The 13,976-nt window shown below is 33.8% G+C and carries 10 protein-coding genes; 3 read left to right on the forward strand and 7 right to left on the reverse strand.

All coding sequences use genetic code 11. The features are described from left to right. Positions 1-448 precede the first annotated feature (448 nt). Positions 449-886 carry a YMGG-like glycine zipper-containing protein gene (locus P2W75_RS07600; RefSeq protein ID WP_207294566.1) on the forward strand — a complete coding sequence of 146 codons (438 nt, stop codon included), beginning with the start codon at positions 449-451 and terminating at the stop codon, positions 884-886. Positions 887-950: 64 nt separating this feature from the next. Here P2W75_RS07600 and P2W75_RS07605 read toward each other — a convergent pair whose 3' ends face one another. Then, a complete protein-coding gene (locus P2W75_RS07605; protein WP_276379865.1) occupies positions 951-2,762 on the reverse strand; it encodes a hypothetical protein in 1,812 nt (603 codons plus the stop codon). 224 nt (positions 2,763-2,986) lie between these two features. Beyond that, on the reverse strand, positions 2,987-4,543 hold the full coding sequence (locus P2W75_RS07610; RefSeq protein WP_276379866.1) for a hypothetical protein: 1,557 nt from the start codon (positions 4,541-4,543) through the stop codon (positions 2,987-2,989). Positions 4,544-4,661: 118 nt separating this feature from the next. On the opposite strand from P2W75_RS07610, the gene P2W75_RS07615 reads away from it, so the two are divergent. Continuing rightward, complete coding sequence (locus P2W75_RS07615) at positions 4,662-7,052, forward strand: penicillin acylase family protein (protein ID WP_276379867.1); 2,391 nt, start codon at positions 4,662-4,664, stop codon at positions 7,050-7,052. A gap of 77 nt (positions 7,053-7,129) precedes the next feature. Here the strand turns inward: P2W75_RS07615 and P2W75_RS07620 are convergent, their stop codons facing one another. From P2W75_RS07620 to P2W75_RS07640, 5 genes are all read right to left on the reverse strand, one after another. Next, positions 7,130-7,573, reverse strand: a complete 444-nt coding sequence (locus P2W75_RS07620) for a hypothetical protein (protein WP_207294570.1) — start codon at positions 7,571-7,573, stop codon at positions 7,130-7,132. A 151-nt stretch (positions 7,574-7,724) separates the two neighbouring features. Further along, a complete protein-coding gene (locus P2W75_RS07625) occupies positions 7,725-9,188 on the reverse strand; it encodes a serine hydrolase domain-containing protein (protein WP_276379868.1) in 1,464 nt (487 codons plus the stop codon). 213 nt (positions 9,189-9,401) lie between these two features. Further along, on the reverse strand, positions 9,402-9,869 hold the full coding sequence (locus P2W75_RS07630) for a nuclear transport factor 2 family protein (protein WP_276379869.1): 468 nt from the start codon (positions 9,867-9,869) through the stop codon (positions 9,402-9,404). Positions 9,870-9,888: 19 nt separating this feature from the next. After that, positions 9,889-11,421 carry a class A beta-lactamase-related serine hydrolase gene (locus P2W75_RS07635; protein ID WP_276379870.1) on the reverse strand — a complete coding sequence of 511 codons (1,533 nt, stop codon included), beginning with the start codon at positions 11,419-11,421 and terminating at the stop codon, positions 9,889-9,891. 78 nt (positions 11,422-11,499) lie between these two features. Then, the gene (locus P2W75_RS07640) at positions 11,500-12,300 is read right to left on the reverse strand and encodes an AraC family transcriptional regulator (protein WP_276379871.1); all 801 of its coding nucleotides are present in this window, start codon (positions 12,298-12,300) and stop codon (positions 11,500-11,502) included. Positions 12,301-12,457: 157 nt separating this feature from the next. On the opposite strand from P2W75_RS07640, the gene P2W75_RS07645 reads away from it, so the two are divergent. Beyond that, positions 12,458-13,942 carry a DUF1254 domain-containing protein gene (locus P2W75_RS07645; protein WP_276379872.1) on the forward strand — a complete coding sequence of 495 codons (1,485 nt, stop codon included), beginning with the start codon at positions 12,458-12,460 and terminating at the stop codon, positions 13,940-13,942. Positions 13,943-13,976 lie beyond the last annotated feature (34 nt).

The raw sequence follows: 13,976 nt of genomic DNA on the forward strand, positions 1-13,976 counted from the left end.
CGGATTTTAATCCGTTGAATAAAAAATTGACATCATACATTGAGTTCCGTGGGAACGATGCATAAAAATATGTTTCGATCCTATGGATCTTTAATATTGTAAACGTTATAAAACAACCGGATTGAAATCCAGCCCTACAATATAGATTGAGCCAAAGGCTCTTTTAATTGAATTGCCTGCAGCTTTAGCTGGAGGATTTAAAATTGGCTCAAAAAGGCTTTAGCCCAAATGATAGTTTTGGCTAAACCCTTTCTATTATATTTCAATAATCTCCAGCTAAAGCTGTAGGCAATTCAAAATTTAAAAGCTTTGTATTTACTTCCAGATAACTTTAGGAGCAAAAAAAACAAATGAGATTTTAATTTTATAAATTTTCTAAAAAATTCTGTAACAACCTATATGCCAGATATGTCGTATTTTGTAGTGTATAATTTAAAATATGATGATCATGAAAGGCTTATATATTTTATTAGCAGCGATACTCTTAACTTCTTGTCAAAATCAAAGTAAAGAGAATATAAGTAAAGCCAAACAAGCCAGTATTGATTCAATGAAAGTTGAGATTAATAAACAGCGTATAATCGATTCAATGAAGACTGAAATGGCTAAGATAAAAGAGCAACAGCAAGTTGAATCTCAAAAAGAAAAAGTAGTTGTTGTACATCAGCAGGCAAATGGAACAACTGCTGCAACTACAACTACGACAAAAAAGAAAGGATGGAGTTCAACGGCTAAAGGTGCTGTAATTGGTGCCGGAGTGGGTGCTGCAACTGGAGCAATTGTCAGTAAGAAAAAAGGCGAAGGAGCCATCATAGGTGGATTAGCCGGAGCTGGAGTAGGTGCCGGAACAGGTGCTATTATTGACAGCAAGAAAAAGAAAGAATAAATTTTTAATTCTAGAAATAAATAAAAAAATGCCGATTTAGAAAATCTAAATCGGCATTTTGCTTTTAGGCTACTTCGAGTCTTGGAATCTGAATTGCGTTTAATTCTGATTTATAAAAATTAAATTGCGTTTTGATTTTTTCTTCATCATTCTTAAAATAAAAAGTGGATGAAAATAGATTTTGATAATATTCAATTCCTTCTAAAATATTCGCTTTAAAAGAATTCCATTTTTTAATTTGATTGGATGTGATTTCTCCAGAAATGTTTTCAATTTCATTTCGGAAATAATCCACATACATTTTCAATTCTTTTACAAATAAGTTTGGACGGTCATTGGTTCTTAAAACCGATTTTCCTTGATAAATATGTGCCAGCATTTCTTTCAAAGAAACTTCCTGATCAAAATACGCGAGATTTGGTCCCGGACAAATCACAACTCCCTGCGCCTGACCTTTTATGGTTATATCGTTTTCAAGATAAGAAGCATTTGCTAGACCAACACACAAACACGATTTCTCAGTGATTTTGATTTTGCCCTTTTCAAATTCTTCTGGAGATAAAGTGCCTTTTTTAGATTCTAATTCTTCCAGTTTTATATCCTGATATTTTTTAGATGCCGTACAAATTCCGTGTGGATCGTATTCTTTGCTTAATGCTAAGAATTTTTTCGGACAAGAACTTCCGGCTTTATTTTCCTGAATGCGCTTTTGTTTTAAGAATTCATTACTTGTACCTCGTAAAGTGTTAAACGGAACTCCTAATGGCGAAATGTTGCTTAAGTAAAAATCATCTTCTTTGGCATTCATTAATAAATTACGGGTTTCTTGGTCTACAGAAGTCGCTTCGGGAACTAATAAAAATGGAGAACCCCAGCCTACAGAATCTACTTTATATTCATCTAATAAAAACTCATGTTCCTCTGCCGTTCCAACACCGCCTTGAACGGTAATTTTCAATTCAAGAGGGTTTTCTGGGAAATGCTGATTTTTTGCCTCTAAAGCTTTAATCATTAATTCGTGAGCGGATTGTACTAATTGTTCTTTTTTCTGCTTGAATTCCTCTAAAATAGCGCCTAATAACAGTCCGTCGGTGGCAAAAGCGTGGCCGCCGCAGTTCAATCCCGATTCAATTCGGTATTCTGAAACCCAAAGTCCTTTTTTGGCTAAGAAATTTCCCTGAATCATCGCCGATCTAAAATCGCTGACTTTTAAAATTATTTTCTTTTTAAGCTCGTTATTTTCGTTTGGAAAAAAATCTTTGAAATTTTCAAAGTAGCCAAACAATCTCGGATTCATTCCGGCAGAAAGGACAACGGAAGATTCTAAAGTGCTATTGGCAAAACCTCGTAAAGCAGCATGAGCATCGTTAAATTCGATAGGAAGCGGTTCGTTTTTGACAAAATTATCTTTATCCAATTTTGTCATGATATTTACGTCAATTTCTCCCGGAAAAAGATGCGATTCTATATACTGCTGAATGTTCTCTTTAAAAGCAATTCCGTCATCGAGCAAATTTTGAAACCCTTTTTTAATGTCAGAAGTATTCGGTAACATCGCCATAAAATTTTCAACAGCTGTTTTGCTTTCTGCTAATTCTGCTTTAAAGCTTTCGAATTTTTCTTTAACGATTTTATCAACTAAATTTAAATACGAGGTAATTCTTTCGGCACGATAATCATGAAATTTCTGAGTGATTTCTTCGTATGGAAAATTGAATTTAGTGCTGTAGAAATTACGCATCTTCTCAATTAAATCGTCATCTGCAAGAGCAACAACAGACGAAATACCGTATTGTGCCACTCTTATCGGGCTGTCAATGGTATAAGCAAGCCCCATTACAGGGATATGAAAAGTGTGTAAGGGTGTTTTTGTCATTTGTTTTTCAGATTAAAATAAAGACAAATGAAAAAAAATATTTTTGTGCAAAACCTGATAATTGTCAGGTTCGTAAAGGGTTGAGTATAATTTTTTTTAGCCACGAATTCACGAATTAGCTCAAATCTTTGTGATTTTTTAATTCAAATTACATAAATTCTAAAAGTAAAATTCGTGAATTGCTTCGCCATTTCGCTACCGCTCGGGTGGTAGTGGAAAAAAAATCAAATCAAAATCTTCTTCAAAGATTCGGCGATATTACGCCATAAAAAGTTGTAGAATGATTTTTCCTGAATGCGTTCCAATTCTACATCGGCTGTTTTGATTTTGTCTTTTGAATCGTCTTTTACAAATAAATTGACAACAGCACTTTTGAGTTTTGCTTCTTTTTCAGGATTTTTCTTTTTGTATAATTTGACTTTAAGATCGTCATAATCCAGAGAAGCATTTCCTTTTGAAACATCATCATTTCCATAAAAATTAAATCGGTATTTATGGAAAGTTCCTGTAAAAGTAGCGTTCATATATGGTTTACTGAATCGTGTCATCGCATTAACATTAAAATTCGAAATCACACCTTGAATATGAAAACTGTCTTTTTTGTCGAGAACATTAAAATTCCAGTCAACATCAAGAGGAGATTCTTTCATGAAAATACATTTGACTTTGATTTTTACATCGTTTGTTTTTTTCAATCCAAAACCACTTCGAAGATTCGTGGCTTGCAAATTGAATTTATCAAAAGTTAAAACTCCAGGGCCTTTCGAAAAATCAACTTCTTCTTCATATACCAATTTCGATTTTAAAACCTGTAAAGTATCAATCTGAAGCGGAAATTTCAGGTTTCGTAATAAATGATTGTACAAATATTTTTTGCTTAAATCATCTTTTGGCATTTTTCCACGATAAATATTGGCATCAAAATGATTGATGACTAATGAGTTTGCTTTGAAATAAAAGCGGTCATTTTTAAAACCCCAATCCATTTTGGCTACTTGTGCCGAATCAAATTTAAGGGAATAAATATCCTTTTCTTTTTCTAAACGCTTTACAAATTCTGGTCTGGTAAATTGAGGAAGATTTGAAAAACTATTGATTTTTAAGAAATTTTTCTCGGTGCTGATTTTTCCAATATTAATATGATAAAAAGCACTTGGCCTGTAAAACAAGCTGTCAATGACTAAAGCATACGTTTTATATTGAATTGGAATTTTTTCTTTTAAAGTAGCATCGGTAATTAAAATACCTTCCAGTTTTAAAATGATTTTTTTGACACTGAAAATGGGTTTTTGAGTATCAAGTGAAACCACATCAACTGTTCCGTCATTCAGATAAATATTCGAAACGCCCACGATTTTGCGAAAAGGTTCCACAATTTCATTTTTGATGCTTTTGCTGTTATTGATCAGTTTTTCCCCTTTTTTATATAAAATAACTCGAGGTCTATTAATGATGATGCTTTCGGCCTGAATAATATCGCGAAAAGCCAGATCCCAAATATTAAAATGTTTGATGGTAATGGATTCTATTTTGGTAAAAAGCCCATTTTTGCTGTCTTTCGGTTCGTTTTTCGGATTAACCAATAAAGTCTGGGCGTAGATGTTTCTGGATAAGAGAGAAACTTCAATTTTTTCGTAATTAATATTATATGCCGTTTTGTTTTTTTCGTGAATAATAATCGGAAGCTGTTTTTTGATCCAGTAATTCAAGCCAACATTTGCTAAAATCACTAAAATAAAAAGAGAAATTACTCCGATTGCTATTTTTTTATAGATTGACATTTATAGTATTAATTTTAAATACATAAATTTAGACTTTTAAAAAAGAATGATTTTTACATTATTCTGCGATTTCTTTATATCATTTTAAAAACTTCATTATTTATACTTGCTGCGTAATATGAAAAAGCTTAAAAAAATCCTTCTTGTTTTAGTGATCCTTATTGTTATTGTTGGAATTGGTTTATGTGGTTACATTTTTCATTTAAAACCTAAATACGAAGGAGAACTACAACTGAAAAACCTTCAGGCAGAAACCACCGTTTATTTTGATGATTTTGGTGTTCCTCATATTTATGCCAATTCTGAAAAAGATGCGATGACAGCTTTGGGTTATGTGCATGCGCAGGAAAGATTGTGGCAGATGGAATTACTTCGCAGAATTGCACCGGGACGTTTGTCTGAAATCTTCGGGTCTGTAGCCCTTAAAAATGATAAATTTTTTGCTGGAATTGGTATTGAAGAAGCTTCGGCGAAAGCCATTGCCCAATTAGATAAAAATAGTCCGAGCTATCAATTAACGCAAGCGTATTTAGACGGAATTAATCAGTATTTAGAAGAAGGAGTTACACCGATAGAATTTACTTTGGTTGGAGTAAAAAAAGAAAAATTTACGATAAAAGACGTTTATAATATTTTTGGGTATATGTCTTTCAGTTTTGCTATGGCTCAAAAAACAGATCCTTTATTGACGGACATCAAAAATAAATACGGAGATGCTTATTTAAAAGATCTTGGAATTGAAGGCGAATTTAATACCACACGAATTAAAATCTCAAAAGAAAATGCAGAAGATTATGCAGCAATTTCAAAATCAGTCGCGGCTTTGTTAGACCAATCGCCAATTCCTCCATTTGTGGGAAGTAACAGCTGGGTGGCAGGTCCTCAAAAAACGAAAAGCGGGAAAGTAATTTTTGCTAATGATCCGCATATTGGGTTTTCGCAGCCGGGAACTTGGTACGAAGCACATTTAATTACACCAAAACATGAGTTGTATGGTTGTTATCTGGCGGGAACTCCGTTTCCATTATTGGCACACAATCGTGATTATGCATATGGATTGACAATGTTTGAAAATGATGATATTGATTTTTATCAAGAGAAAAATAAAGCAGGAGATGCAAGCCAATATCAAACTCCGGAAGGTTTTGCAAAATATCAAATTAGTAAAAAGACAATAAAAGTTAAAGATACTTCGGATGTTGTTCTGACTATAAAAACAACCCGGCACGGTCCAGTGATGAACGATCTTTTGGAACGTTTGGACAGGAAAAATCCGATTGCGATGTCGTGGACGTATACTCGAGAGCCAATTCAAATTCTCGATGCGGCTTACGGACTTTCGCATGCTCAAAATAAAGAAGATTTTAAAAAAGCAGTTGCTTTAATTGCTGCGCCGGGATTGAATGTAATGTACGGCGATGCGAAAGGAAATGTGGGCTGGTGGGCAAGCGGAAAATTATACAAACATAATAAAGGCGTGAATTCGCATTTGATTTTAGACGGTGCAAGCGGAAAAGAAGACATTGCCGAATATTTAGATTTTGAAAAAAATCCATCAGCTGAAAATCCGAAATGGGGTTATGTATATTCTGCCAATAATCAGCCGGAAGCGATTGATAATGGATATTTGTATCCGGGATATTATCTGCCTGAAGACCGCGCCAAGAGAATTTCTGGTTTGATGGATGCTAAATCAGATTGGGATAAAGAAGCGATCAGTAAAATGATTTACGATAATACTTCGGATGTTGCAGTTGGGGTTGTAAAAGATTTGATTTCGAATATTGATTTGAATGCTATTTCTGCAAAAGAAAAAGAAGCTGTTTCAGTTTTAAAATCATGGAAAGGAACGTCTAATTTAGAAGATGTTGCACCAACGATTTATAATAAATGGATTTACTTATATCTGAAAAATACATTTGAAGATGAAATGGGCGAAGATAATTTCAATTTGTTTTTAGGAATTTCTCTTGGGAAACAAGTTATTGCTCGTCAGATTAAAAATGAAAATTCAGTTTGGTGGGATAATATCAAAACAAAAAATGCAAAAGAAACCAGAAAAGAGATTGTTACAAAATCATTTCATGAAACGGTTAAAGCACTTCAGGAACAATTAGGCACCACAATTACTGATTGGAAATGGGGAACTGTTCATACCGTAGAACACGAACATCCGCTAGGAAAAGTGGCCGCGCTTCGTGGTTTATTTAATGTTGGCCCTTTTGAATCTCCGGGATCAAATGAAGTGATTAATAATCTTTTTTTCGGTTTAACGAATGAAGGAAAATATTATGTAAAAGGCGGACCATCGACGAGAAGAATTGTTGATTTCTCAGATATCGAAAACAGTTGGAGCATTTTACCAACGGGACAATCTGGAAATCCATTCAGCAAACATTATCACGACCAAGCGGAAATGTACAACGCCGGCAAATTCAGAAAAATGAAATTGAATAAAGACGAAATCATTAAAACTTCTACAAAATTGGTTTTTAAACCGAAGAAATAATTTTTGTTCAAAGTCATAAAATAAAAAGGTTCAAAGGTTTCAATCTAAAACCTTAGAACCTTAGCATCTCAGCACCTTTACTTAGAAACATATTTCCCCTTTACAATATCATTTGCGAAAATATTCAAGTTATTAATAAGCACTTTATTATTTGTCATAACATTATTGGTTTGATAAGCCGGATCTTTTTCGTAGGCTTTTAACAGCGTTTCCAATTCTACTTCGTCAAATACAACAAAGCTGTTATAAATCGCGTCTCTGAAATTCTTGTAATTAATGCTTTGTGTGATTTCCATTGCTTTTTGTTCGTTCCATTTTTCCTTGGCAGAAGCCTCATTTATTTTAGCCACACAAAAATCAATTACATACGTTTTGTAATGTGCAGCTTCGACAATTTTATCTACAATAATTTTATTTTGCTGTGAAGGCATTGCAGGATGCGTGTTTTGCGATAAAGATTTTGTAGAAACAAAAAGACAGAACAATACAGCAATAAAACTGTAGTTTTTTAGATTTTTCATAGGTTTTTGATTTGTTTTGGGTAGGGCTAAAATACTATTTTTAGAATAAATCAGGTGGTTTTTACTGTTACAAGTTGTAACAAAAAAAACTCCGATAAAACAGATGTGAAATCTATTTTATCGGAGCTGAATTTTAAGTGTTTTCTAAAAATTACTTCGCTTTATTTTTTAAAAGTTCATCCAGTACTTTTTTACCGCTTTGGTTGGAAGGATCTAGTTCAACCGATTTTGAATAATTTGCTATGGCTAATTTTTTATCGCCGTCTGCCAAATACGCTTCCCCTAAACTATCGTAAACATTTCCTGATTTTGGGAAAGTTTCTACGTTTATTTTGAAAACTTCGATTGCTTCTTTCTTCTTTCCATTCTGCAGCAATTGATATCCAATTTGGTTGATCTCTCCTTCTTTAATACCATAAGTCGGATCGTTTTTTAATTTTTTGTAGCTCTCTAAACCTGCTGCTGTTCCTTTTTCTGAAAATACATCAAAAATTTCAAGCGCTAATGATCTTTTAGGCTGGTCAAAAGGTTGATTGTACAAAATGGAACGAATTGCAGTATTCATTTCTCCTAAAACAGTTCCGCCTGTATTGTTTAATAAAACTACCAGATTTTTATCTGCAGGAATGCGTGAAATAATCGTGTTGAATCCGTTTATACCACCGCCATGTTCAATAATTTTTAGCTTCCCCTTATCGCCATTGTTAATGTCTTCAACAGACCATCCGTAACCATACGATTCATCTCCCCATGCCTTGATATAAGGTTTAAATAAAGATTCCATTGATTTTTCAGAAAGCAGTTTATTTGTGTAAAGTGCCTGATCCCATAAATACAAATCTTCTACAGTTGAATATAAAGATCCTGCGGCATACGGAATACTCATATCCAGATAAGCTGCATTCACAATTTTTTTTCCATTTTTTTCATAACCCGCAGCTCGGTTTTTTAAAATCACATCGCTGTGGTCGAAACCGGAATTCATCATTTTTAACGGCGTAAAAATGGTTTCTTGTAAATATTGCTCATACGTTTTTCCTGTGATTTTTTCAATAATATAACCCAATAAAAAATATCCAGAATTACTGTAATTGAATTTTTCGCCTGGTTTAAAATCAAGTGGCAGACTTGAAAATGTTTTTACAAAATCGGCAGGAGTATAAGGATTTCTGGCTTTCTCTTTTAAGAAGTTTGGTGCATTGGTATAATTTGGAATTCCCGATGTATGCGTTAGTAAGTGATGAATCGTAATTTTATCGCCATTTTCTTTTGGATAATCCGGTAAATAAGTGCTCACAGGAGCATCTAGTTTTATTTTTCCTTCTTCGGCTAATTTTACAATTAAAAGTGCCGTGAATTGTTTGGTAATAGAACCTAATCTGAATTTAGTGTCAGGCTGGTTTGGAATATTCCATTCCATATTGGCAGAACCAAAACCTTTTTTAAAAATAACTTTTCCGTTTTCTGCTACAAGAGCCGAACCGTTAAATTGTCCGTACTCGTTGTATTTGCTTAAAAGCTGTTCGATTTTCTGTGCTTTATCCTGTGCAAAAACAGTAAAAGTAAAAAACTGCAGCACGAAACAGAGCGCAATTAGTTTGATTGATTTTTTCATAATGATTGATTATTATGGGGTTAAGATTAATGAAATGATCGTTTTTTGATTGATGACTGAAACTTGTTAACATTAAGATATTCAGAATATTAAACCGAAAGTACGATTTTTTTTACTTGAATAAACGAATGCTTACAAATTGTTAGACGATTGATTTTAGATTTGGTTTCACAATCTATTAACTTTTTTCATTTTTTCTTCATTTCATAATAATTATGGCTCAAAAGGTTTGTGTTCATAACTCACAACTCGTTTTAATTTCCAGTCTTTGTTTTTACGTTCCCATATATGTATAAACTTTCCCTTGACTTGCGGAATATCATTCGAATAAAAAGTGTGCTCGCCAAGCTGTACGGCGCCAAAGTCACCTAATTTATCAATTGTGCATGAATTTAGTTTTCGGGTTACTTTTATTGATCTTGTCTGTTTTCCAATCAAGGATTTTATTTTATTATCATTGGAAACATTTAATCCATAACGATCATCGTAGAATTCGACATCTTCACTAATTATTCTTCGAAACGCTGCGGCATCGGATTGATTAAAAGCAACATCAAAAAGCAAAGTGTCCATTTCAATTATTTCAGCATGTAAAAGATTGTTTTTTACATTTTCATGTTTTACGTAAGCAGATGCCTGTCTGCTTAAAAATAACATAAACAGCACTAAAGTATTTATCATCGGTACCATAATTTACGGGTTATTTATTCATTTCGATAGAAATTATTTTGTTTCCATCTTCTCCTAAATAATGCTGAACTGCTTTCTCGTAAACTTTATAGCCATCGTCAACATTCGTAAAAATAACAAGACCTTGTTTGGTTTTTGGTAAAAGGAAAAAAATGGTCTGAACACCTTTATCGGCGCCACCGTGTGAAAGTGCATAATTGTTGTTTCCTAAATCATAGATTTCGAAACCTAAACCAAAATATTTATCCTTTTTTGTTTGAACTTGATGCGTAACCATATCATTGAAAACTTTTTTGCTTAAGCCCTCGCTGCTCATAACACTGCATAAAAAAGTGCTGTAATCTTCAATTGTGGTTATTAAATCATCGGCAGCATTTGCTGTTTTATTTTTGGTTGGCTCGTAAGCATTTCCATTGTTGTCATAGTTAACAGCATATCTCGAAAGATCAATTTTATCATTCCAGATTAATTGTGTGTCGTTCATTTTTAAAGGTTCAAAAATCAATTCTGAAGCCAGTTGGTCCAATGTTTTGTGGAATTTTTTCTCAAGTGCTTTTCGCAGATATTCTAAGCCTTCGCCCGAATATTGATATTGTGTTCCTGGTTTAAATTTAAAATCGAGTTTTCCAGATTCATTAAAATACCTCCAGTTCGGAAAACCAGTTTGATGGCTTAGAATAATTCTTGTCGTTAACAATTTATGATTCGGGTCTTGCGCAATATCGGGATCTATCCAGTATTTATAAAGTGGTTCGTCTAGATTCCATTTTCCCTGACTGACTAATTTTAAAGCCACAACTGCTGTAACTGGTTTGGTTAGCGAAGCCATATTCCAAAGTGTATTATAAGGAGCAGAAACTTCTCTTTTTAATTTGCCGAATACTTTAACTTGTTTTAGTTTTCCTTCTGCAATAATGCCAAGACCTAAAGTTGGAACATTGTTTTCTTTGAGCCATTTTTCCGTTTCGGTATCATCGTCAAAAAGTCCCGAACGCGCTTCAGTTGTATTTGTGGCTTCGTGATCGTAACTCAAGGATCGTTTTAACTTCCATACATTATTTTCTAAAATCCACAAATGGTTAAACTTGGCTTTGCCGACTAATTTTTCATTTTGTTTTAATAACGGCTGGCCTTTTGCTGCAGTAGTTTCATAAAACAAATGAATTCCTTCTTGTATCGCACCGTATAAAACACCTTTATTATATAGCGGATAAATTTTGGTGCTTCCTGCAACTAATTCTCTTCTGGATCTATAAGTGTCCGGAGAACCGCATAATCCGCTTTTAAAAGTCTTTAGAAATTCAGCTTTATTTGATAATCCGCCTTTATCATGATAAAATTCTAGCTGATCGCTGAATAAGTTTTCGAATTGAGAAAAATCGCAGTTATTAAAACCAATAGTAAACAGCAGGCTGTCTCGAGACATAATCGTTTTATACAATTCTGAATTTTGGGTTTCTTGCGAGAATCCAATTTGTACAAGAAACAGTAGAACTCCAGTTAGAACTAATTTTAACTGAAAAATTTGATTGATAATTTTCATTTTGATGATTGATTGGTGATTAATGATTTTGCAATAGTAGTGCAATCAAAACAATCAAAATAGTACAAAAGCGAAATTTTATCTTTTTTTAGAAAGGAAATACAAATCAGGATCGAACATTTTAGGAGTCGTTTTGGTCACATCTTTAAACTTCTTTATAAAATGCGACTGATCGAAATATTTGTTGTAGAGAGCAATTTCAGTCAGGCTTAGTTTTTCCAGATCGGCATTTACCATTTGATCGACCGATTTTCTGAATTTTAATATTTGAATATATTTTTTAATAGTCAGTCCTGTTGCAGCTTTAAATTTTATTTGAAGTAAACGCTGTGAAGCATTCAATTGCTTTCCAATTTCCGAAACCGAAATTTCATCCTTTTCAAGCCGGATTATTTTGCAGATTTTTTCAATGGTATTCAAATTCGGGTTTGAATCAGCCAATGTTTCAAAATAAAGATTTATGGTATTCAATAACTTTTCAATAGGAATATTTGCAGTTGATTCAATTGAAAAAGGCATTTCAACGGGATTTATTTTGATAATTGAATCTGTAAAATTGCTTGCATCGTATTTAGGAAACATCGAAAGTATCCAAGCGTGAAACTGAATTATTGTCACCTTTGTTTTGGGCTGTATATTAACGAGAACTTTATTCGTCATCTGCGAGCAAAAATAAATTCCTTCGTTCATCTCATATTTATTTTTACTCGTATGAACTTCGATTGCAGTGCCACTGACAATAGCAAGATTAAAACAGCCGTTTGGCAGCACTAATTTGTTTTCGATCAGGCTTTCGCCGATGCCGTTATCCAGACACCAGATCTTATTGACAAACCTTTCTGATTTTGTACTGACATAATGTTCTGTGTATAACTGCATTTTTTTGGAATTTCGATTTCTTCTCATTTCAAATTTAAAAAAATGGTTTCATTTTCTAAAGTGAAACCTAAATACAGCTATAATAGTGATGTGATTTTATCTCCCTAATTTAATTTTGATTGAAAATTTCTCTCTTATCCATCCTAAATCTTATACCATGAAAAAAAATATTACTTACCTATTTTTATTATTGCTGATTTTATCAGCTTGTAAAAAAGAAACGATTGTAAATAATGAAAATACTACTAAAGACTCCTCAGCTGTAGAGGATTATGAATTTGTTGGGGGTTATCCCACAGATGCAACTATTCAGAAAGCTTATGATGATGCCGATCTTAATCGTGCAATTCAGACCTATAAATTTTTCTATCCGACCGTTTCTGGTGCGGCAATTGGTTTAGGAAATCTTGATATAGGTGTTAAAGCAAATACTGTTTTTGGAACATTAGACACAAAACCAGGACAAGTTGGTTACACATTAAATTCAGATACCCCTTATGCTCCTGTGATAATTGATTTGTCAAAAGGACCTATCGTCGTAGAAGTTCCGGCAGGACCGCTTATTGTGGTGGCTATGGATGTAAATCAAAGATGGGTTGCCGATATGGGAATTCCTGGTCCTGATGCAGGAAAAGGTGGTAAACATCTTATTCTGCCATTTGGTTATAAAGGTACAGTGCCAGCTTCGGGCTATTATATATGGCATTCTTCATCAGATAACCTAACTGTTGGTGTGCGTTCGTTACCTGTGGGCGGAGATGTAAAAGCAGCATTAGAGCGTTTAAAAACGGTAAAAGTTTATCCGTTTAATAAAACTTCAGACTGGAAAGATCCAACTTGGCTTGAACTAAGCAATAAACCACAAAATACTACACCACTAGAATATGAAAAAACTTTTAAGTATTGGGAAGTTTTAAAGGACGTAATAGACCGTGAACCTTCTTATGATGGTTATCGTGATTATTATGGAGAATTAGCTGTTTTAGGAATTGTAAAAGGAAAACCATTTAATCCCAATGCCCGCATGAAAGGAATTCTGGAGAAAGCTGCAAAAATTGCGAATGCACAAATGCGAGTACAATCTTTTGCTGATCGTCGCCCTGATAGAGTGGTTTGGAAAGACCGTCAATGGGAGTGGGTTGGGCTTCGTTCTGAAAATGGCGATTTTGATACCCAAAATTATGTTGACATCGATGCTCGTGAAACTTGGTTTTATCAAGCAATTGGTGCTTCTCCAGCAATGTTTAGACGAAAAGAAGGTTCTGGTTCATTGTATTGGCTAGGACTAAAAGATAATACAGGCAAATATGTTGATGGTTCTAAAACTTATAAATTGACAGTTCCAACTCCTGTACCTGCAAAACTTTTCTGGTCTGCTACGGTTTATGATGCCCAGACAAGAAGCCAGATTGCAACAGATCAAAATAAAGCGGCGCTTCGTTCGATGTTTGAGCTAAAAGATAAAATTGGAGGAAAAACAGTCGATTTATATTTTGGCCCAAAAGCACCAGAAGGGAAAGAAGGACAATGGATAAAAACAATTCCAAATAAAGGTTGGTTTGTTTACATACGCATATACGGGCCAGAAAAAGCTGCTTTTGATGGAAGCTGGAAACCAGGAGATTTTGAAGAAGTGAAGTAAGCTTATACAATGTATAAAAGGTAAATTAATTCAT

It is taken from the genome of Flavobacterium sp. H4147 (genome assembly GCF_029360735.1).
GTDB classification, from domain to species: Bacteria; Bacteroidota; Bacteroidia; order Flavobacteriales; family Flavobacteriaceae; genus Flavobacterium; species Flavobacterium endoglycinae.